The organism is Bacillus sp. EKM501B, from assembly GCF_011800505.1.
In the GTDB taxonomy this organism is placed as follows: Bacteria; Bacillota; Bacilli; order Bacillales; family Bacillaceae_G; genus Bacillus_A; species Bacillus_A cereus.
Window position 1 is genome coordinate 57,397 of sequence record NZ_JAALFZ010000014.1, and the last position, 19,766, is coordinate 77,162.

The following is a 19,766-nucleotide window of genomic DNA, read 5'->3' on the forward strand; positions in this document are numbered from 1 at the left end:
TCGTAAAATAGACGTTTATTAGGTTATGATAACTAAAAGTTTATGTAAGCGTAAACATAAAAAAACAGAAAATAAGGAATGTTCTAGTTGTTTGTTTAGTTTGTAATATAATTGAAGAGTAAGGTTTTTAAGTATTTAAAAATAAACAATTGACTTTTTTCTTAAAATTCAATATGTTCATAAAAACATCTGTTTTTCATAAGTATAATTAACCCGAATCGTTTGTAATGTGGGAAGGAGACTGGAACGTTGAAAACATTAGAACTACAAGAGCGCTTAACGGAGATTTTTCAGCATTTACACGAAAACCCTGAAGTAAGTTGGAAAGAATATGAAACGACAACGTATATTACTGACTTTTTAAAAGAAGAAGGAATTTCATATAGAACATTTGATGATTGTCCAGGTGTAATTGCTGAGATTGGAGGCGGGAATCCAGTTATTGCGATTCGTGCTGATATGGATGCACTTTGGCAAGAAGTAAATGGAGAATTTAAAGCGAACCATTCATGTGGCCATGATGCTCATATGACCATTGTAATGGGACTTATTTTACAATTGAAAAATATGAGATGGAAAAGTGGTACGGTTAGATTTATTTTTCAGCCGGCAGAAGAGAAGGGTAATGGTGCTTTGAAGATGGTGGAGAAAGGTGCTGTAGATGATGCCGATTTCTTATTTGGCGTCCATCTAAGACCAATTGAAGAACTATCTTTGAAACAAGCAGCCTCATCTATTCGCCATGGAGCAGCAGGATTTTTAGAGGGTATGATTCATGGGGAGGATGCACACGGGGCAAGACCACACCAAGGTGTGAATGCGATTGATGTCATTTCCATGATTAATGTCGGTTTGAAAAATATTTGGCTGCCACCGCAAAGTTCTTATTCAGTAAAAATGACGAGATGCCAAGCTGGTGGTGATAATTTAAATATTATTCCGGGAAATGGTCATTTCAGTTTAGATGTAAGAGCAGAGAGTAATATACTATTAGAAGAATTAAAGAAAAAGATTGAGCATGTAATAGAATCAGCTGCATCGATGGGATCAAAAACTTCATACGAATGGATGGATCTTGCACCAGGAGCAGAGGTTTCCGAAGAAGCAGAGCGCTTTATGCGTAAAGGTATTCTCGAAGTGTATGGGGAAGAGAGATGCACAGGGCCTCTCTATACGACAGGAAGCGATGATTTCCATTACTATACAGTGAAAAGACCACATTTAAAAGCTGTCATGCTTGGACTAGGAGCAGACCTACAACCTGGATTACACCATCCGTATATGAGATTTGATCATAGTTGTATTATGGATGGGGTAGAAATATTGAAACAAACTGTATTGAAAGTGTTAGAAGACAGGGGCTAAAGAGCTCCTGTTTTTTTGTCGTGAATTGTCGGTAAATCGATATATTGAGAAAATCGTTGATATATTTGAAGTTACGATAGATATATTAAGAAAATCGTTAATATAATTTCACGTACCTATTAATTTGATGAAAAATGAGCCTCCAGTGCATGGTGTATAATAATAAGTACCATTTTTTAATAGGAGAAAACGAATGAACGAACAATATTACGATGCAGTTTTACATATAAAAACAGTCGGTGAGCAAAAAGGGTTTAACAAGTCTATGCATTATCACCGCTACGAACCGACGCCGTATAGCGGGTTAGATGAGTTATTGAATCAATATGAAATACGAAGTAGCGACCGAATTGTAGACTTTGGGTGCGGAAAAGGGCGATTAAACTTTTATATGCATCATAAATGTGGGGCTTCAGCAGTTGGAATTGAAATGAATGAAGAATTTTATAAAGAAGCGATGGATAATCGAGATCGTTATGCCCGAAAGGAACGAAACAGTAAGGGGAAAATTCAATTCCAATGTTGTTTAGCGCAGGAATATAAGATTGATCCACATGATAATAGGTTTTATTTCTTTAATCCGTTTTCTGTGCAAGTGTTTATGAATGTAGTAAATAACATTTTGCTTTCAGTAGAAAATACGGGGAGAGAAGTGGATATTATTTTATATTATCCTTCTGAGGACTATATTTTCTTCTTAGAAAATCAGACTGCGTTTGAGCTGAAGAAAGAAGTTAGATTGCCAGGTGCTTATGAGAAGAATGGGAATGAGAGGTTTTTAGTTTATACATTAGGGTAATAAAAAAACAGGTGCCAAGGCACCTGTTTTTTATTAGTTACGGATTAAGTAATCAAATGCACCTAAAGCTGCGTTTGCACCTGAACCCATAGAGATGATGATTTGTTTGTACGGATTATTTGTACAGTCACCTGCAGCAAACACTCCTGGTACGTTTGTAGCGCCGTGCTTGTCTGTTACGATTTCACCGCGAACGCGTTCAACTGTTTCGCCTAACCAGTCTGTGTTTGGCACAAGACCGATTTGTACGAATACACCTTGTAATTCAACGTGATGAACTTCTTCAGTTTCACGATCGATGTAAGAAATACCGTTTACTTTATCAGTACCAGTGATTTCTTTCGTTTGAACGTTTTTCAGAACAGTTACGTTTGGTAAGCTGTTAAGACGCTCTTGTAATACAGCATCAGCTTTTAATTCTGGCATGAATTCAAGAACAGTTACGTGCTTAACGATACCTGCTAAGTCGATAGCTGCTTCAATACCAGAGTTACCTCCGCCGATAACTGCTACGTCTTTTCCAGTGAATAATGGACCGTCACAGTGTGGGCAATATGCTACACCTTTATTTTTGAACTCAGCTTCACCTGGTACGCCAACATTACGCCAGCGAGCACCTGTAGAAACGATTACGCTCTTACTTTTCAGAATAGCGCCGTTTTCAAGTTCCACTTCAATAAGTTCTTTTTTCTCTAAACGTTTCGCACGTTGTAGATTCATTACATCGATGTCGTATTCTTTTACGTGTTCTTCAAGGCTTGCTACTAGCTTAGGACCTTCAGTCTTTTTTACGCTGATGAAGTTCTCAATGCCCATAGTATCCATTACTTGACCACCGAAGCGCTCAGCAACGATACCAGTGCGGATGCCTTTACGTGCTGCGTAAATTGCTGCACTTGCACCAGCAGGGCCCCCACCAACAACAAGAACATCGTATGGATCTTTATCAGAAAGCTCTGATGCATCTGGACCGTTACCCATTTTAGCTAAAATTTCTTCAAGTGTCATACGACCGCTTCCGAAAGATTCGCCGTTTAGGTAAACAGTTGGTACTGCCATGATGTCTTTGCTTTCTACTTCCTCTTTGAATGCAGCGCCATCAATCATAGTATGTGTAATACCAGGGTTAAGAACGCTCATTACGTTAAGAGCTTGTACAACATCAGGACAGTTATGACAACTTAGGCTGATATAAGATTCAAAATGATATTCGCCTTGAATGTTTTTAATTTGATCGATTAATTTTTGTTCAACTTTTGGAGCGCGTCCACTTACTTGTAGTAAAGCTAACACTAATGATGTAAATTCGTGTCCTAATGGAATACCAGCGAATACGACACCAGTGTCTTCACCAGGGCGGTTTACGCTAAAGCTTGGTGTTCTCTCTAATTCAACTTTTTCTACTGTAATCTTAGATGACATAGTAGCTAATTCGTCTACTAGAGCTAACATATCTTTAGATACGTTATCGTCTCCTGCGCTTACCTTAAGTAAAATATCGTTCTCCATTAATTGAAGGTATTGGGATAGTTGTGTTTTTATATCTGCATCTAGTATCATTTTGATCGAACTCCTTAGATTTTGCCTACAAGGTCAAGGCTTGGTTTAAGTGTTGCAGAACCCTCTTGCCATTTAGCTGGGCAAACTTCACCTGGGTTGTTACGTACGTATTGAGCAGCTTTAATTTTGTTAACAAGAATGCTTGCGTCACGGCCGATACCGTCAGCATTGATTTCCATAGATTGGATAACGCCGTCTGGATCGATGATGAATGTACCACGAGCAGCAAGACCTTCTTCTTCCATTAAAACGTTGAAGTTTGTAGTGATTGTGCGAGTTGGGTCACCAATCATGATGTACTCGATTTTGCCGATAGTTTCTGAGCTATCATGCCATGCTTTGTGAGTGAAGTGAGTGTCTGTAGATACAGAGTATACTTCAACGCCTAAGTCTTTTAGAGTTGCGTATTGGTTTTGTAAGTCTTCAAGTTCAGTTGGGCAAACGAATGTGAAGTCAGCTGGGTAGAAACAAACTACACTCCATTTTCCTTTTAAACTTTCGTCAGTAACTTGGATAAATTCTCCATTATGGTAAGCATTAGCTTTAAACGGTTTTACTTCTGTGCCGATTAATAACATATTAAAATTCCTCCTAAATGTTGGTTTTGAGCATCAAAAAATAGTGTGCTCATAAAATATATTTTTTAATTAACTATAATAATTCTAATTCGATATTAATTATCATATAGAAGTGGTTATTTTGTCAAGAGAATAAACCAACTTTATACCGATTTAATTAATATTTATTCTCAATTAAGGCTAACAGGGAATGGAAAGGTAACTTTAAGTTTATAAATTTTCAATGATTGTTTGAAAGAGTAGTGTGTATGTTAGAGATATGGTGTAAGTGTAAATTCTTAGGAAGGAAATATTTCTTAGAAGTTATGTATTTGAAAAGGAACTGCTTATTTCTATTTTACAAAGAATTGTGCGATAAATAAAATAAAATGAATCGAAATCTTTTTGAACAATTTTTGTCATCTCAAATATATAATTAGGAAGTATATTACGCTGATAGTTAGAAATATTGACTCAAAGTGCTAACGAGATATAATAAAACCTAGATATACCTTTCAAAAAGAAGAATACATATTTATAGGATGAAAAAATTCAACCTATTATTTTTTATAGCTTTTAGAAAACGCTTACAATTGGTGTGGAGGGGAAACCATGTCTAAGTTCACAAAGTATTTTTTAATGGAAGCTAAAGATGTGATTGCATATGTGAAAGAGAAATTATCTAAGTTTGAACATGCAAAGGGGCTAAAGTGTAAAGAAATAGGTGATGGCAATTTAAATTATGTGTTCCGCGTTTGGGATGAAAAAGAGAACATCTCTGTCATCGTAAAGCAAGCTGGGGATACAGCTCGCATTTCAGATGAGTTTAAGTTGTCGACGAATCGTATTCGCATAGAATCAGATGTTTTGCAGTTAGAGGATGAGTTAGCACCTGGACTTGTTCCTAAGGTGTATTTATTTGATAGTGTGATGAACTGTTGCGTAATGGAAGATTTATCGGATCACACAATATTACGTACAGCACTTATAAATCATCAAATATTTCCGCAGCTTGCTGACGACTTAACTACTTTTATGGTAAATACACTTTTATTAACATCTGATGTTGTAATGAATCATAAAGAGAAGAAGGAACTTGTGAAGAATTATATAAATCCTGAATTATGTGAGATTACAGAGGATCTCGTATATTCAGAACCATTTACAAATCATAATAAGCGTAATGAGTTATTTCCTTTAAATGAGGGATGGATTAGGGAGCATATTTATAGTGATAAAGAGCTTCGTATGGAAGTAGCGAAACGTAAATTTTCTTTTATGACGAATGCACAGGCATTGCTTCATGGTGATTTACATACTGGTTCTGTTTTTGTAAGAGATGATTCTACAAAGGTTATTGATCCTGAGTTTGCTTTTTATGGACCTATGGGATATGACGTTGGGAATGTAATGGCGAATTTAATGTTTGCTTGGGTGAATGCAGATGCAACGATGCCACCTGGAGCTGAGAAAGATACGTATATGGATTGGTTACAAACTACGATGGTAGAGGTAATTGATTTATTTAAGAAGAAGTTTTTAGATGCTTGGGATATTCATGTGACCGAGATTATGGCGAAGGAAGAAGGCTTTAACGAAGTATATTTACAATCTGTATTAGAGGATACAGCTGCAGTGACAGGTCTTGAATTAATCCGCCGTATTGTTGGATTAGCGAAAGTAAAAGATATTACTTGTATTGGGAATGAGGAAGCACGTGCTAGAGCGGAGCGAATTTGTCTTAAAGTAGCGAAGAGTTTTATTTTACGAGCGAATCAATATAGAACAGGTACAAGTTTTGTAGAAACGTTAAAAGAACAGTCAATGCACTACGCGGAGTAAGGGGAGAATATGATGGAAGAGCAATTAATACCAATTCAGTGGAAAGATGATGCTTTAGTTTTGTTAGATCAAACGTTATTACCGAATGAAATTGTCTATGAATCATTTAAAACAGCTGAAAGTGTGTGGGATGCCATTCAAGTAATGAAAGTACGAGGTGCACCAGCGATTGGTGTTTCAGCAGCTTATGGAGTGTATTTAGGGGTAAAGGAATTTGCTGAAAGTACGGAAGAAGGATTTATGGATGAAGTAAGAAAGGTATGTACATACTTGGCGACATCAAGACCGACTGCAGTAAATTTATTTTGGGCACTTGAAAGAATGGAAAGTGTAGCGGCAGATAATATTCATTTATCAATCTTACAGTTGAAAGATAGATTACTAGAAGAGGCAAAAGAAATTCATAGAGAAGATGAAGAAATTAACCGTCAAATTGGAGAACATGCATTAACATTATTCCATGATGGAATGGGAGTATTAACACATTGTAATGCTGGTGCGTTAGCGACGACTAAGTATGGTACTGCGACGGCTCCAATGTACTTAGCAAAAGAAAAAGGATGGGACTTAAAAATCTTTTCGGATGAAACACGTCCAAGATTACAAGGGTCAACGTTAACGGCATTAGAACTACAGCGAGCGGGAATTGATGTTACTGTCATTACGGATAATATGGCGGCTATGGTCATGTCACAAGGGAAGATTGACGCTGTAATTGTTGGATGCGACCGTGTGGCAGCGAACGGTGATATAGCAAATAAAATTGGAACATTAGGCGTATCTATTTTAGCGAAATACTACAACATTCCGTTTTATGTAGCAGCGCCAACGCCGACAATTGACTTAAAAACACCGACAGGAAAAGAAATTCCCATCGAGGAAAGAGATGCTTCTGAAGTGATTAATCGCTTCGGACAATATTCTGCTCCGAAAGAAAGTAAAGTATATAATCCAGCATTTGATGTTACTCCACATGAAAATGTAACAGCGATTATTACAGAAAAAGGGATTGTAAAGGCACCGTTTACGGAGAATTTAAAAAAGATATTTCAATAAGTAGATAAATATAAAAGTCAGTCATCATAAGCTTCATACTTAGGGGGATGTATATGTTATTACAAAAAGAAAGAGAAGAAATTGTAGCGTATGGAAAGAAAATGATTTCTAGTGGTTTAACAAAGGGGACGGGTGGTAATATTAGTATCTTTAATCGTGAACAAGGTCTTGTTGCGATTAGCCCAAGTGGTTTAGAGTATTATGAAACAAAGCCTGAAGATGTAGTTATATTAAACTTAAATGGTGAAGTAGTAGAAGGAGAGAGAAAACCATCAAGTGAATTAGATATGCACCTTATTTACTATAGGAAGCGTGAAGATATAAATGCGCTTGTGCATACACATTCTCCTTACGCGAAGACGATTGCGTCATTAGGATGGGAGCTTCCGGCTGTGTCATATTTAATTGCTTTCGCAGGACCGAATGTGCGCTGTGCACCGTATGAAACATTTGGTACGAAGCAATTAGCAGAGGCTGCTTTTGAAGGCATGATTGATCGCCGTGCTGTTTTACTTGCGAACCACGGTTTAATTGCAGGTGCAAATAATATAAAAATGGCATTTACTGTTGCAGAAGAGATTGAGTTTTGTGCGCAAATTTATTATCAAACGAAAAGCATTGGGGAACCAAAGCTATTGCCAGAAGATGAGATGGAGAATTTGGCGAGGAAGTTTGAAGGATATGGGCAGCAGTAGAATGAAACAAAGACACCCTCAAGAAAAGATCTTGAGGGTGTCTTTTAAGCTTTTTTAAGCAACAAATACATAAAGTAAGGAGCCCCAATTAAAGCAACGACAATACCTGCTGGAATGCCATTAGGATCAACGATATTTCTTCCAATTGTATCTGCTAATAATAATAGCCATCCGCCGATTAAAAGGGCGATAGGCATGAAGATTTGATGTCTTGGGCCTACTAAAGATTTCGCGATATGAGGAGCCATTAATCCGATAAAGCTAATTCCTCCTGTTACGGAAACAGCTGCAGCTGCAAGTGCAACAGCTGCAACTAATAAGTACCTACGTTCTTTTTCAATTTCAATTCCAACACCGATTGCGACTGGTTCGTTTAATGCTAAAATGTTTAATCGATTTGCTTTATAGAAAACAAACGGAATTAATACGATTAGCCATGGGAGCATTGCTAAAACGAATATCCAGTCATCTCCCCAAATATTTCCGGCAATCCATTTTGAAATAAAGTCTACTTTCATACGATCCGCGGATGAAATAAGGACAATCATCGTTCCAGATAGTGCAAATGCAAAACCGATACCGGTTAATGTTAATCGGATTGGTTGAAGTCCAGTTGATTTACTATATGAAAATACGTAAATTAGAACAGCTGTCAGAAATGCTCCGATAAATCCAACTACAGGTAGTAAGTAGAGAAATGAACCTACATCTATTGGAAAGTATAAAAAGAAAATAGCAACAGCAACACCGGCCCCAGAGTTAATACCAAGAATACCAGGTTCAGCTAAATCATTTCGAGTAATTCCTTGAAGAATAGCTCCTGATAAAGCGAGAGCCATACCAGCTAATAATGTAATGACAATTCTAGGTAGCCTTAAAGAGTATAAAACAAACTCCTCTTTAAAAGTCCCTTGCCCCATTAATGTTGGGAGTAGTCGATCATAAGATAAAGATGCTGAACCAAGTCCCATTCCAACTACAATGGTTGTGATGATTACTATAAGTAAAGTGAGTATAATGAGACGCTGTTTTCTTAAAATAGATTGCATCATGAGAATGTTTTTCCTCCTTTGCGTACAATGAATAGGAAGAATGGTAACCCTACAATCGCGACAATTGCTGCAACTGGTGTTTCGTATGGAGCGTTAATAGTACGTCCGACTGTATCTGCAAGTAGCATAAAGGAAGCTCCAGCAATTGCTGACATCGGTATAACAAATCGGTAATCTGGACCGACAATTGGGCGTACCATGTGAGGTACCATTAAGCCGATAAATGCCATATTTCCAACAAGCGCTACAGATGCACCTGCAAGTAAGATAATAATGATAAATAAAATAGTTTTAATAACAATAATTTTTTGACCTAGTCCAATAGCCACTTCCTCACTGAAACTAAGAACTGTCAATTTTTTTGCTAGTAAGATAGCGATAAAGATACTAATTGAAATGACTGGAATAATAATTTTTAATTGGCCCCAAGTTGTTCCAATTACGCCCCCAGCAGTCCAAAGTGATACCTCTTGTGAAATTTTGAAGTAAATGCCGACTCCTTCTGAAATTGCGAGTAGAAATGCTGAAACGGCAGCACCCGCTAATACAATTCGAAGAGGAGAAAGGCCGCCTTTTTTCACCATACCAATTCCAAATACCATAATTGCGCCAATTGCAGCACCGATAAAGCAAGCTAATGTTAAGTAAAGATAGCTGATGGAAGGGTTGAAAGCAAGTGTCAGTGCAAGCGCAGCATTTGCTCCACCAGATAGCCCTAATAATCCAGGATCTGCAAGTGGATTTCGTGTTAATCCTTGCATAATTGCTCCAGAAACGGCTAATCCAGCTCCTACAAAAATAGCAGCAACTTCACGTGGTAAACGTATTTCTCGAATAATAGATATTTTGTCTCCTTTAGCGGAGGAAGTGAGTGCTGACCATACATCTTTTATCGAAGTATCTGCAGCACCTAATACCATTGCAACCATAAAAATAAGAAAGAATGCAATTAAGCTTAAAATTAGTTTGTATGTAAAAGCTATAGAACGTGGATTGTCATGATCTTTTGTCATTCGTTTCACATCTTTTCTGTTCGTAGAATAAAGGAAGAGGAATTCTTAAATTAAGAATTCCTCATGTTTGTATTATTTACCAAGAAAGCTCTTCTTGAAGAAGTCTAGTTGGAAATCTAATGTAAGTGGATCATTGAAATAGAATTCCATCATGTTTGCTTCATATACGCGATTATTTTTTACTGCTGGGATGTTTTTATATGATTCTGTCTCTTGGAATGAGTTATCAGTATCTTTATTTTTACTTACGATTAAGTAATCACCAGCAAATTCAGGTAATACCTCAGTAGATAATGCGTAGTAACCTTCTTTTAATGCTTTTTCTTTTACTTTTTCAGGCATTTTTAATTTCATTTCTTGGTACAGAATTTCTGTTCCGCGGCCCCAGTTCTCGCCGTATACATAAAGCTGTTTGTTGAAGTTTTCTACAACAGAAACTGTAGCATCTTCACCGATTTTTGCTTTAATTTCTTTACCAGCTTCTTGTGCACGTTTCTTGAAGTCATCAACCCAAGTTTTTGCTTCTTTTTCTTTGTTTAATAACTTACCGATTTCTAAATGCTGTGTTAAGTAATCAACTTTTCCGTAAGTGTATGTTACAGTAGGCGCGATTTTCTTTAACTTATCGACATTTTTAATATTTGATAAACCGATGATTAAATCTGGATTTAGTTCAGCGATTTTCTCAACATTTTCATCTGATACTTCAGCAACATCTTTAAGTTTGCTATCAAAACGTGGGTTTTGTTTAGACCATGAATCTACCCCAACAAGATTTACGCCTAATGACATTACGTTACCAGCGAATGATGATAAAACAACAACGCGTTTTGGATTTGCAGGAACTTCTACTTTACCATTTTCAGATTGGTATGTAATTGTTTCTGAGTTACTACCTTTTGCATCATTCTTTTTGTTTGTAGAGCCATTGCTACAAGCGCTCATAACAAGAACGAAAAGGACTGTTAGTGAAATAAATAACTTTTTCATCGTCTTTCTCCTTTAACATAGATGATATGTGTATACAATAATTTGTTTAACTGTAATCTTTTTGAAATAGTAGTGGTAATGCAAAATAATTTATTAAAAATCTTGAATATGAGATTTTATAATATAGTAATAACCATATTAATGAAAGAAGATGTAATCTCAAATTTGCTAATTATTAACAAAATGATAATGATTATCACTATTGATTCTTTAAATAATATAATTTTATATAGGTGTATTGTCAATAGTAATTTTGATTGTAAATTTTGCGGAAACAGGTTATATTTTATTGAGAATGATAATCAATGATTAGTAGCTGAGGAGTGAGCACGAATGAATCGAGAAGAATTGTTTGATGTAACCGTGATAGGCGGAGGACCTGCAGGGCTTTATTCAGCTTTTTATAGTGGACTCAGAGAAATGAAAACGAAAATAATAGAATTTCAACCACATTTAGGTGGAAAAATACATGTGTATCCGGAAAAAATGATTTGGGATGTAGGAGGACTATTACCAGTTACAGGTGATAAGTTAATTGAACAACTTGTACAGCAAGGGTTAACATTTAAGCCAGAAGTTGTATTAGATACAAAAGTAGAATCAATTATTCGTAATCAAGATGGTACTTTTACATTAAAAACAAGTACTGGGGAAGAACACTTTTCAAAAACAGTTATCGTCGCAACAGGAAGTGGTATATTGAAACCGCAAAAGTTATCTATTGAGGGTGCTGAGCGATTTGAAGTATCAAATTTAAATTATACAGTTAAATCTTTAAAGCGTTTTAAAGGTAAAACAGTTATTATTTCCGGTGGAGGCAATTCTGCTGTTGATTGGGCAAATGAATTAGAACCAATTGCGAAAAAAGTGTATGTAACCTATAGAAAAGAAGAATTATCTGGTCATGAAGCACAAGTAAAACAACTTATGAACAGCTCAGCGGAGTGTTTCTTTAATACATCGATTACAAAATTAATTGCTGGTGATAATCATGAAGCGATCGAATATGTAGAATTAACAAATCATGAAACAGGTGAGGTTTCTCATTTACCTATTGATGAAGTTATTATTAATCATGGATATGAACGCGACATTACATTATTAGAAAATAGTGAGTTAGACGTTGCAATTATAGATAATTATTATATTGCAGGTAATGCAAATAGTGAGTCTTCAGTAGATGGATTATATGCTGCTGGAGATATTTTAAAGCACGAAGGGAAACTACACTTAATTGCAGGTGCATTCCAAGATGCTGGAAATGCTGTGAATAAAGCAAAACAATTTATCCAACCAGATGCAAGTGAGTATGGAATGGTTTCTTCTCATAATGAAGTATTTAAGAAGAGAAATCGCGAACTGATTAAGCAGATGATGAAATAATAAGGAACAAGTATACCCCCACGTATTTCTCTATTCCAATGGATGAGAGATGTACGTGGGGGTTTTCCTGTTTACTATATTTTCTATCATTATAATGACACCGGTTTCATCAGTTCATATGATATGAACATTTTATTGGTAAAGCATCCTAGAAAACAATTTAGCTATGTTTTGCTTACGCAGAACATGGATAAATTACGCTGTCCCTTTAGCGCGTTCATTAGGAAATGGCATATTTAGTATAGAAGCAATATACTGTTTTCCATGCATTCGAGCTAATGATTCTAATATTTGGCGAACACGTTTTGTAAGATGACCTTGTTTTTTGATGGCTTCACAATATGCGTCATAGAAGGCATATTTAGCCCAAAGGAAATCATCTTGTTGGAATAAGAAATGATTTTTGTACCATTCACCAATTGTATGATAACAATTGTTTTCATGTATTGCTGTGCTTTGAGAAAGAAAACGATCAGATAAAGATACATTTAAATGAGAAATTGTGTTTTCTGTTTCAACTTGTAGTGTTTTTTCTAACATTGTAATGATGTGACGAGTAGCCATATGTTAACTCTCCTTTGTGTAAATGGGTAATACCATTCTATATTTAAAAAATTCTTACTATATAATACTATACAATATATGGAATGCATCTACCTGCTTTTTGAACTGCATTTACAAAATCTTTTTTATTTGTTTACAAAAATAAAGTAAAGTAAGATACAGTATAGATGAAAAAATAATAAAGGAATGAACGCATTGTATATAACAGTAGAAGAGACTGCGGAGTATTTGAATTTACCAAAATCGTATATTGAAGAGTTAATTCAGCAAAAGAAAATTCGTGCGCTATTCGATGGAGAGCAATATTTAGTAAATAAAGAACAATTTAATACACATTTAGAACAAATGGAGAAATATAAGCAATTAGTGGAAGAAATATTGAACGAACCAATTCCAGAAGATATGGATGTTAAAGACGAAGATTAAACTATGGAAAATCCCTTATGAAGATATGCAGAAATGTATATTCATAAGGGATTTTTTGTTTGAAGATATCAAAAACATAAGGAGTTCTTAGCCTTTCTTCAAATTTTGATAGGTAGTAGTCTACCATGTTAAAAGCATATTTTTTTCTAGCTAGGACAAACATAGAGAACGTAACCTGTACAGATACATATACTATCAGTGCAAAAGCTTATAAATTAATGGAAGGGGTTTTCTCGTGAGTTTATTTCATTGTGATTTTCTGAAAGACTTAATTGGATCTTTTGTGAGAGTAAACAGGGGTGGTCCAGAATCTCAAAAAGGGACAATAGTCGCTGTATGTTCGGATTACTTTGTATTAAAGAATGAAAAAGGAGAGCTCTATTACTATCAGATTCGTCATCTGAAAAGTATTACAAAAAATGCGAAAGATTGTAAAGCAGATGATTGCAGATGGTTGGAATGTGAAGATGACTTTGAAAAGTTACTTCAAAGCTTCAAATATTGCTGGGTGAAAATTAATCGTGGTGGCCCAGAGAAAGTTGAAGGTATTTTACAAGATGTTTCTTGTGAATTTGTGACACTAATTGTAAAAGAAGAAGTTATATTAGTTGCAGTATCTCATATTAAGAGTGTAACAGTACCTTGTAGAGAGAGCGAAGAAAGCGAAAGTGAAAGCGAAAGTGAAAGTAATAATTCAGGTCGAGCTCGCGCACAAAGACAGTCAAGAAGAGGAAGATAATAAGAAAGGAGGATATAAATTTGGAAAGTATATTATGCTGTGAACAAATTAAAGGCTTAGTCGGTGAGACTGTAAAAGTAAATCTTCGTGGACCAGAGAGTCGAGTGGGGGTACTTGTATCGTTAGGAAGAGATTACCTTACATTACAACTTCCTCTTGGTGAATTAGTATATTACCAATTGAAACATGTGAAAAGTCTAGTTAAGAAAGTGAAAGAAAGTAAATGTGGCGATGGCTATGTTTCATGTTTCTGCTCTGATGATGATACTTTTGTCGATGTATTACGTGACTTGAAGTATAAGTGGGTAAAGATTAATCGTGGCGGCCCAGAGTGTGTAGAAGGCTTATTAAGTGAAGTGCATGAAGAATGTATTACGCTAGTAAACGGTGATGAAGTTATTTATATCATTAATTATCATATTAAGAGTGTGAGTCAAGTAGTGAAATGTAAAAAGAATGAAGATGAATAATGTTTAATAAATAAGAGGGGCATTATGAGGGAAAGAGAAGAACAATTTCTTATTTCGATAGTATGAAAAGGAATTACTTACTATTAAGACAGAACATTGCCCTGATTATTTTTTTGAAATGGAAGATAGTAAAGCTGAAATTCATAGGAAGGAGGATATAGATGAATGAGTTAAACAAAAGTATTGGGGAAAATATATATGTTAAATTAATCGGTGAAAAAAGGTTTAAAGGTATATTAATAGACGTAGGAAATGACATTATTGTTCTTTACAATGGACAAGACTATGTATATATATCTTTATATCATGTACAATACTATAAATTTTTAAGAGCACATGACGAAGACATACTAAAACCAGATGTTGATTCTGTAATTAAGAGGGAATCCCCTTCAATTTCTTTGAGAAAAGTATTAAGTACTTCTAAAGGGATTTTTACAGAAGTTTATGTAGCAGGAAATGCTCCAATACATGGTTATGTTACAAGTGTGATGAACGACTATATTGTTTTTTATAGTCCGGTTTATAAAACGGTATATATATCTTTAAAGCATTTAAAATGGTTAATTCCGTATAAAGAAAACCAAGTACCGTATGCCCTCAATAAAAATGAACTCCCCGTAAATCCGTTAAATATTACGTTAGCTAGAACGTTTGAAGAACAGCTTATTAAAATGGCTGGGAAAATTATGGTGTTCGATTTAGGTGAGGAGTCCAATAAAATTGGAAAAATGGCGAAAATTGATGAAGGTCATATTGAAATATCAAAAGCACGTGATGCAAAAATGTATGTGAATATTCAACATGTAAAATCCGTCCATTGTCCGTAGATTAGTTGAAAGGGCTGGCTTTTTCTTTTATCCGGAGAAGAAAAGGTCGAGCCTATTTGTTTTAGTTTAATTTGGATATGAGGGGAAAATGAATTGAATATAAACATAGTATAGTGTGATTTTTTAAAAGGTAACTTTGCACTAACTTATAAAAATTGTGTACGAGCTATCTTTTTATGTATTCAATTTATTTTTTGAGGAGGAGCTGCTCAACTAATTTATTAAAGGGGTTTTGTTTGTGGAGCAGTTTCCGAATTCGTTATCAATTACATTGCTTGGTAGTGCTGGTGGAGCAGCAAAAGCAGTTTTAGCAATTTTAAATCAAGCGATAGCAAATGAAAAAGATCCAATTTATGAAGTATTAAAGAATGCTAAATTTCATTTGGTGGATATAAAACAAAAAGATAGGAATTATTACGATGAGTTGTTTTCGAATTTGAAAGATCAATTATATTTATATGAGATAAACCTTCAAAATGTAGTGGAATTTAAACAACATTTAAAAGAAAAAAGTACGAGTGTTGTGATTGATGTTTCAGGGGCAGATACAGTTAGAGTATTAAGCTGCTGTAATGAATTAGGAATTTGTTATATTAATTCAGCCTTGGAAAATGAAGCAGTAGATCAGGACGACAGCTTAATCGGCTTTCAGCTTACGGAAAGATATACAAGGTTTGAGAAGGAGAAAGAGAAATTTACAAATACAAAAGCGATTATAGGTTCAGGTATGAATCCAGGTGTTGTTCAATGGATGGTTGTTGAGCTTATGAAGGAACGACCAAATGAAAGGCCAAGAGCATGTTATATTGTAGAACATGACACGTCGTTTTTGCATGATACAGCACTTATAAAGCCACATACACTTTATGCTTCATGGGCAGTAGAGCGATTTTTAGATGAAGCAATCTGGAGTTATCCGATGTATATGAGTCATCATCGGCCTCTTTACTTTTATGAAGATGTATATGCTTCAGAGTATAAAGTGAAGTTAGGAGAAAAAGAATTCTATGGTTGTTTAATGCCACATGAGGAAGTATTAATTTTAGGGAAAAACTTCAATATGGAAGTTGGTTTTCTTTACCGAATTAATGAGTATACAACAAATATAATTAGACAGAACTTAGATCAAGTAGAAGATTTATGGAACTGGAATCGTAAAGTGTTTAATCCAGCGGAAGAAGAGGTTGCTGGAGAGGACTTGGTCGGTGTGTTACTCGTTTATGAAAATAGTGAGACATATATGTATAATGTAATGAATAGTAGCCAAGTTTTTCGTAAATATAAAACGAATGCAACGTATTTTCAGGTAGGGTGCGGAATTTATGCGGGCTTGTCTAGTTTACTTTTAGATCAATTTGAACAAGGTGCTTATTACGTCGAGGAGTTGTTATTAAATACAGAAAGTAAGTACGGTGAGTATTTAAATTTATATATGAAGGATTTTGTAATAGGGCATAATAATTTTACTGATGGATTGTTACATGATAGGGTAAGGTGGATATAAGTTGTTACTAAAAGGAAGGAGAGATCTCCTTCCTTTTAGTATTATAAGGTTAAATATTGCCCTGAAAGCAATTTCATACTTATACTTTAAGGAGATAACAATGAAAGTTTTTTGTATCGATCAAGGGGAGTTTTTATATGAACAAATACAAGAGCTTGATTTATGAAGAAAGAAGAGCCTTAAAGGTATTTATATTATTATTTTATATTATATTCTTTTTATATGACGCTATATATTATTTTGTATATCCTGCTATGAATATTAGTGGAACAGCGGTAGGGTGGCCAGAAGGTAGTCTTGGGATAGGTGTGCCTATATTTGTAATAGCATTATTTCCTATTTCTATATATCTTCAAAAAAGAGGGTATGTATATTCTGTAAAATATTTATTTTTATTTGGATACATGTTTATCAATCTTGTTAATAATTTAATGATTTATTTGCGAACGGATAGACCTTTTGAACATGGTAGTATGGTAGAAATGTTGTTAATTTTATTTGCCCCAGTTTTCGTGAATAGAAAATACTTTTATTTAGTTTCCTTTAGTGTAATTGGAAAGTATGTATTTTTCACATTGCTATTACAAGATTTAAAAGTGATAATTCCACTTGTTTTATGTGTATTTTATTTCATTATTTCACATTCTTTATTAAAACGATTTCAATCTTATGTAAGAACAGTGGTTGAAATGATGAACAATATGAAAGAGACGGAAAATTTAGCTGTGATTGGGACTATGTCTACAACAATTGCCCATGAAATTCGAAATCCACTAACAGCGTTAAAAGGGTTTACGCAAATGCAAAAAGAAAGAAATCCAACTGATACGATGAGCTACGACATTATGCTACAAGAAATTGAAAGGGTTAATGGATTTGTTAGTGAATTGATGTTGTTAGGGAAACCAAAGCCAACAAATTATGAAAGGTGTAATATACGAGACACCCTTCTATATGTTGTGCATCTAATGGAAAGTTATGCAACGCAATATAGAGTTAAATGTAATTTACAAGTAGATGGAAATTTACCGGCTATAAACGGTGATGATAAGCAATTAAAACAAGTGTTATTAAATATCATTAAAAATGGAATAGAATCAATGCCAGAGGGTGGAGAAATTCATATCTGTGCATATCAAAAAACGCAAGGACATTTGTGTATTTCTGTTGAAGACCAAGGATGTGGTATAGAGAATGAGAAGTTAGAAAAAATCGGTAAGGCGTTTTACACAACAAAGGAGAATGGTACAGGACTTGGATTAATGATTACATATAAAATTATTAAGGAACATCAAGGGAGTATCACGATCCAAAGTAGTCTAGGAGTAGGAACGAAAGTAGAAATTTTTCTGCCGACCGTTTAATGTATTTGAGAAAAGATTTTTCAGAAAAGTGTTCTTGTTGTGTAAATATAAACATTTTATAAAATGTTTCAAGAAGGGTTTTTTTTATAAAATACTTCGTTTATAATGGAGGAAAATATCGACATGAGATTGATTGCTCATGTAACGGTTCAGTAGTGTTATGAAAAGATAAGAAGGGGTGCACGCGCATCCTTTTTTCTATGCAGATATTATGAAAGAGGTGGTATTATGGAATTAACATTAAATTCGACTGTATGTTTACACACGATTCAATTTCGAAAAGAGCAAAAGAATTATACTGTAAAAGACACAATTACAGGAGAAAAATATGAAATGCCGCCACTTTGGATTGATGCATTGGCAATGATGCGTGACGGTTTTTTATTGGGGGAAATTGAGGAGAAATTAAAAGAAGAGTATCCATCCGAAGAAGTGAATATGTTAGCATTCACGAAGCAACTGTTAGAACTAGAACTTGTTGAAATGGTAGATGGGGAAGAAATAGCTTGTACAAAGAAGAAAGAGAAGGATTATTTAGCTTGGTTACGTCCTCATGTTGAGCAATTCTTTCTTAATTTAAATAAAAAAAATAGAAGCAAAGGTCAATGATGATCTTTGCTTTTTTGTATAGTTTGTTTAAAAAATTACAGCAAATGCTCTTGCAAAAGCACCGTCGCTATCTTTAATTTTTAAAGGTGCTGCTGAGAAGAAGAAACGTTTCGTGTGAATGGCATCTAAGTTTGTTAAGTTTTCGATTAAATAAATATTATTCCCAAGTAGTATGTGATGAATTGGTGATGTTTCTGTCGTTACCTCATCAGGAGAAATAAAATCTAAACCGACAGATTTTACTTTTAATTGTACTAGTTCCTCGGCTAATTCTTCAGAAAGATAAAAAGCTTCTTTCTCATACGCCTCCGTGTTCCATTTAGTAGATAGATTGGAATGGAAAATAACAATATCTCCTTCTTTTATATCAGCATCGTGCAGTACTTCTTTAGGTAGTTTTCGTTCTTGTACATGAGTTACATCAATAAGAACAGCTTCACCTACAAATTGATCCAGCGGTAATTGATCGATGGTCGTTGCGCCTGAAATAAAATGCGCAGGAGCATCACAATGCGTGCCAACATGAACGACAGAATGAAAATCTGTAACTTGATAGCCTGATTCTTCAACACTTGTAACAGCTTCTAGTTGTATTTTAGGTGTTCCAGGAAATTGAGACATATTATTTTCAAATGTTTGTGATAAATCAATTACTTTCATTTTACATACCTCCAATATATGTTTTTCAAATAATAAAAAGCTCATCCTTCAGTATCAAGAAAGATGAGCTTTACATGCTAGTTGAGTTTTATCTTCCAAAATGCAATGCATTTTGCAGGAATTAGCACCTATTCAGTTCGTATAAACTGAGGTTGCTGGGCTTCAAAGGGCCAGTCCCTCTGCCTCTCTTGATAAAGAAGTATTCGGTTTCAAAATCTTAATTTTCTGATAGCTAAATTGTAATTCATTTCCTTTTTATGTGCAATACAAAATAGGTATTCACCCAAA

The 19,766-nt window shown here is 34.8% G+C and carries 20 protein-coding genes and 1 riboswitch; of the genes, 13 read left to right on the forward strand and 7 right to left on the reverse strand.

All coding sequences use genetic code 11. The features are described 5' to 3' along the window. Positions 1 to 249: 249 nt before the first annotated feature. Positions 250 to 1,365 carry a M20 peptidase aminoacylase family protein gene (locus HFD78_RS21745; RefSeq protein WP_000853546.1) on the forward strand — a complete coding sequence of 372 codons (1,116 nt, stop codon included), beginning with the start codon at positions 250 to 252 and terminating at the stop codon, positions 1,363 to 1,365. Between the two features lie 193 nt (positions 1,366 to 1,558). Beyond that, positions 1,559 to 2,164 carry an SAM-dependent methyltransferase gene (locus HFD78_RS21750; RefSeq protein WP_001005633.1) on the forward strand — a complete coding sequence of 202 codons (606 nt, stop codon included), beginning with the start codon at positions 1,559 to 1,561 and terminating at the stop codon, positions 2,162 to 2,164. Positions 2,165 to 2,197: 33 nt separating this feature from the next. Here the strand turns inward: HFD78_RS21750 and ahpF are convergent, their stop codons facing one another. Next, positions 2,198 to 3,724, reverse strand: a complete 1,527-nt coding sequence (ahpF, locus tag HFD78_RS21755; protein WP_000599501.1) for an alkyl hydroperoxide reductase subunit F — start codon at positions 3,722 to 3,724, stop codon at positions 2,198 to 2,200. A 14-nt stretch (positions 3,725 to 3,738) separates the two neighbouring features. Beyond that, positions 3,739 to 4,302 (reverse strand): alkyl hydroperoxide reductase subunit C, encoded by a 564-nt coding sequence (gene ahpC / locus HFD78_RS21760; RefSeq protein WP_000924420.1) that lies wholly within the window; start codon positions 4,300 to 4,302, stop codon positions 3,739 to 3,741. Between the two features lie 591 nt (positions 4,303 to 4,893). Between ahpC and mtnK the strand changes: the two genes are divergently transcribed. From mtnK to HFD78_RS21775, 3 genes are read left to right on the forward strand one after another with little or no spacing between them, the layout of a single operon-like run. Next, positions 4,894 to 6,123, forward strand: a complete 1,230-nt coding sequence (mtnK, locus tag HFD78_RS21765; RefSeq protein WP_000033218.1) for an S-methyl-5-thioribose kinase — start codon at positions 4,894 to 4,896, stop codon at positions 6,121 to 6,123. Between the two features lie 9 nt (positions 6,124 to 6,132). Next, entirely contained in the window at positions 6,133 to 7,179 is a 1,047-nt protein-coding gene (gene mtnA / locus HFD78_RS21770; RefSeq protein ID WP_002196141.1) for an S-methyl-5-thioribose-1-phosphate isomerase, read from the forward strand. Between the two features lie 53 nt (positions 7,180 to 7,232). Beyond that, positions 7,233 to 7,874 (forward strand): L-fuculose-phosphate aldolase, encoded by a 642-nt coding sequence (locus HFD78_RS21775; protein ID WP_000926566.1) that lies wholly within the window; start codon positions 7,233 to 7,235, stop codon positions 7,872 to 7,874. Between the two features lie 44 nt (positions 7,875 to 7,918). Here the strand turns inward: HFD78_RS21775 and HFD78_RS21780 are convergent, their stop codons facing one another. The 3 genes from HFD78_RS21780 to HFD78_RS21790 all read right to left on the reverse strand — a co-directional run bounded on the left by HFD78_RS21780 (position 7,919) and on the right by HFD78_RS21790 (position 10,929). Continuing rightward, positions 7,919 to 8,926, reverse strand: a complete 1,008-nt coding sequence (locus HFD78_RS21780) for a FecCD family ABC transporter permease (RefSeq protein WP_000983759.1) — start codon at positions 8,924 to 8,926, stop codon at positions 7,919 to 7,921. Continuing rightward, on the reverse strand, positions 8,923 to 9,939 hold the full coding sequence (locus tag HFD78_RS21785; protein WP_000158994.1) for a FecCD family ABC transporter permease: 1,017 nt from the start codon (positions 9,937 to 9,939) through the stop codon (positions 8,923 to 8,925). Before HFD78_RS21785 ends, HFD78_RS21780 begins: the two co-directional genes overlap by 4 nt. A 72-nt stretch (positions 9,940 to 10,011) precedes the next feature. Beyond that, the gene (locus HFD78_RS21790; RefSeq protein ID WP_000732590.1) at positions 10,012 to 10,929 is read right to left on the reverse strand and encodes an iron-hydroxamate ABC transporter substrate-binding protein; all 918 of its coding nucleotides are present in this window, start codon (positions 10,927 to 10,929) and stop codon (positions 10,012 to 10,014) included. A gap of 333 nt (positions 10,930 to 11,262) precedes the next feature. On the opposite strand from HFD78_RS21790, the gene HFD78_RS21795 reads away from it, so the two are divergent. Continuing rightward, positions 11,263 to 12,312 carry an NAD(P)/FAD-dependent oxidoreductase gene (locus tag HFD78_RS21795; protein ID WP_001078268.1) on the forward strand — a complete coding sequence of 350 codons (1,050 nt, stop codon included), beginning with the start codon at positions 11,263 to 11,265 and terminating at the stop codon, positions 12,310 to 12,312. 195 nt (positions 12,313 to 12,507) lie between these two features. On the opposite strand, the gene HFD78_RS21800 is transcribed toward HFD78_RS21795, so the two are convergent. Beyond that, positions 12,508 to 12,876, reverse strand: coding sequence for a hypothetical protein (locus HFD78_RS21800; protein WP_000235475.1), 369 nt, complete (start codon positions 12,874 to 12,876; stop codon positions 12,508 to 12,510). A 186-nt stretch (positions 12,877 to 13,062) separates the two neighbouring features. On the opposite strand from HFD78_RS21800, the gene HFD78_RS21805 reads away from it, so the two are divergent. From HFD78_RS21805 to HFD78_RS21835, 7 genes are all read left to right on the forward strand, one after another. After that, entirely contained in the window at positions 13,063 to 13,302 is a 240-nt protein-coding gene (locus HFD78_RS21805; protein ID WP_001998970.1) for a helix-turn-helix domain-containing protein, read from the forward strand. A gap of 235 nt (positions 13,303 to 13,537) precedes the next feature. Beyond that, entirely contained in the window at positions 13,538 to 14,041 is a 504-nt protein-coding gene (locus HFD78_RS21810; RefSeq protein WP_000051535.1) for a hypothetical protein, read from the forward strand. Positions 14,042 to 14,061: 20 nt separating this feature from the next. After that, positions 14,062 to 14,511 carry a hypothetical protein gene (locus tag HFD78_RS21815; RefSeq protein WP_000443836.1) on the forward strand — a complete coding sequence of 150 codons (450 nt, stop codon included), beginning with the start codon at positions 14,062 to 14,064 and terminating at the stop codon, positions 14,509 to 14,511. A gap of 161 nt (positions 14,512 to 14,672) precedes the next feature. Next, positions 14,673 to 15,341: an LSm family protein gene (locus HFD78_RS21820; RefSeq protein WP_001004265.1), complete on the forward strand. Its 669-nt coding sequence runs from the start codon at positions 14,673 to 14,675 to the stop codon at positions 15,339 to 15,341. 238 nt (positions 15,342 to 15,579) lie between these two features. After that, on the forward strand, positions 15,580 to 16,845 hold the full coding sequence (locus HFD78_RS21825) for a hypothetical protein (protein WP_000434717.1): 1,266 nt from the start codon (positions 15,580 to 15,582) through the stop codon (positions 16,843 to 16,845). Positions 16,846 to 16,982: 137 nt separating this feature from the next. After that, positions 16,983 to 18,209 carry an ATP-binding protein gene (locus tag HFD78_RS21830; RefSeq protein ID WP_001046105.1) on the forward strand — a complete coding sequence of 409 codons (1,227 nt, stop codon included), beginning with the start codon at positions 16,983 to 16,985 and terminating at the stop codon, positions 18,207 to 18,209. 228 nt (positions 18,210 to 18,437) lie between these two features. Beyond that, complete coding sequence (locus HFD78_RS21835; RefSeq protein ID WP_000424119.1) at positions 18,438 to 18,818, forward strand: hypothetical protein; 381 nt, start codon at positions 18,438 to 18,440, stop codon at positions 18,816 to 18,818. 27 nt (positions 18,819 to 18,845) lie between these two features. Here HFD78_RS21835 and HFD78_RS21840 read toward each other — a convergent pair whose 3' ends face one another. After that, positions 18,846 to 19,478 carry a cyclase family protein gene (locus tag HFD78_RS21840; protein WP_000862983.1) on the reverse strand — a complete coding sequence of 211 codons (633 nt, stop codon included), beginning with the start codon at positions 19,476 to 19,478 and terminating at the stop codon, positions 18,846 to 18,848. 85 nt (positions 19,479 to 19,563) lie between these two features. Next, positions 19,564 to 19,676: riboswitch (SAM riboswitch) on the reverse strand. Positions 19,677 to 19,766 lie beyond the last annotated feature (90 nt).

Excerpts from the sequence above, each read along its gene's own strand:
- HFD78_RS21750 (WP_001005633.1), top strand. The coding sequence starts at position 1,559 with ATGAACGAACAATATTACGATGCAGTTTTACATATAAAAACAGTCGGT.
- ahpF (WP_000599501.1), bottom strand. The coding sequence starts at position 3,724 with ATGATACTAGATGCAGATATAAAAACACAACTATCCCAATACCTTCAA.
- ahpC (WP_000924420.1), bottom strand. The coding sequence starts at position 4,302 with ATGTTATTAATCGGCACAGAAGTAAAACCGTTTAAAGCTAATGCTTAC.
- mtnK (WP_000033218.1), top strand. The coding sequence starts at position 4,894 with ATGTCTAAGTTCACAAAGTATTTTTTAATGGAAGCTAAAGATGTGATT.
- mtnA (WP_002196141.1), top strand. The coding sequence starts at position 6,133 with ATGATGGAAGAGCAATTAATACCAATTCAGTGGAAAGATGATGCTTTA.
- HFD78_RS21775 (WP_000926566.1), top strand. The coding sequence starts at position 7,233 with ATGTTATTACAAAAAGAAAGAGAAGAAATTGTAGCGTATGGAAAGAAA.
- HFD78_RS21780 (WP_000983759.1), bottom strand. The coding sequence starts at position 8,926 with ATGATGCAATCTATTTTAAGAAAACAGCGTCTCATTATACTCACTTTA.
- HFD78_RS21785 (WP_000158994.1), bottom strand. The coding sequence starts at position 9,939 with ATGACAAAAGATCATGACAATCCACGTTCTATAGCTTTTACATACAAA.
- HFD78_RS21790 (WP_000732590.1), bottom strand. The coding sequence starts at position 10,929 with ATGAAAAAGTTATTTATTTCACTAACAGTCCTTTTCGTTCTTGTTATG.
- HFD78_RS21795 (WP_001078268.1), top strand. The coding sequence starts at position 11,263 with ATGAATCGAGAAGAATTGTTTGATGTAACCGTGATAGGCGGAGGACCT.
- HFD78_RS21800 (WP_000235475.1), bottom strand. The coding sequence starts at position 12,876 with ATGGCTACTCGTCACATCATTACAATGTTAGAAAAAACACTACAAGTT.
- HFD78_RS21805 (WP_001998970.1), top strand. The coding sequence starts at position 13,063 with ATGAACGCATTGTATATAACAGTAGAAGAGACTGCGGAGTATTTGAAT.
- HFD78_RS21820 (WP_001004265.1), top strand. The coding sequence starts at position 14,673 with ATGAATGAGTTAAACAAAAGTATTGGGGAAAATATATATGTTAAATTA.
- HFD78_RS21830 (WP_001046105.1), top strand. The coding sequence starts at position 16,983 with ATGAACAAATACAAGAGCTTGATTTATGAAGAAAGAAGAGCCTTAAAG.
- HFD78_RS21835 (WP_000424119.1), top strand. The coding sequence starts at position 18,438 with ATGGAATTAACATTAAATTCGACTGTATGTTTACACACGATTCAATTT.
- HFD78_RS21840 (WP_000862983.1), bottom strand. The coding sequence starts at position 19,478 with ATGAAAGTAATTGATTTATCACAAACATTTGAAAATAATATGTCTCAA.